Annotated in this window: 1 protein-coding gene; it reads left to right on the top strand. The window is 70.7% G+C overall.

What is annotated here, in order from left to right:
- A partial coding sequence (locus tag IJ15_RS0124755; protein WP_231569654.1) for an AMIN-like domain-containing (lipo)protein occupies window positions 1–489 on the top strand: 489 nt, incomplete at its 5' end.
- Between the last annotated feature and the right edge of the window lie 68 nt (window positions 490–557).

The following is a 557-nucleotide window of genomic DNA, read 5'->3' as shown; positions in this document are numbered from 1 at the left end:
GGACTCGGCCGGGGCGTCGGTCAGCGGCGCGGGTTCGACCACGGAGGGGTGCCCCGGCGTAGTCCCGAAATGGATCCGGCCGGTGCGGTCTCCACTGCCGCCGTGGACGACGTGCGGGTCGAGATCGACGCCGATACCGGCGCCGAGAGGGTCGTCTACGTGTTCGCCGGCTCGGGAATCCCGTTCTGGAAGGCGGGGTACGTCGCCGAGGCCGTCCCGTACCGCGGTGGTCCCACCCTTCCGGTCCCGGGCAGGGCGATCATGCAGGTGGACATCATGGGCACGGCGCCACCGGCACGTCACCCCTCCGACGCCGCGGTACCCGTGGTGACGCCGGACGGGTCCCGCGTGACCCAGCTCTTCGTGCTACCGGACGTGCGGGACGCGAATGGAATCACCCAGTCCTTCATCGGTCTCCGTCCCGGGCCTGTGCCGTTCGAGGTCGTCACCGTCGAGGAACCACCCCAGCTGATCATCGAGTTCCGCTGACGGCTCGGTCGGCGCCCCCGGCGCCCGTCTCGGTTCCGGCTACATTCGAGACCATGACCGCCCAGCCC

Origin of the sequence: Prescottella defluvii (genome assembly GCF_000738775.1) — a bacterium.
In the GTDB taxonomy this organism is placed as follows: domain Bacteria; phylum Actinomycetota; class Actinomycetes; order Mycobacteriales; family Mycobacteriaceae; genus Prescottella; species Prescottella defluvii.
This window is presented reverse-complemented; position numbering and strand designations above follow the sequence as displayed.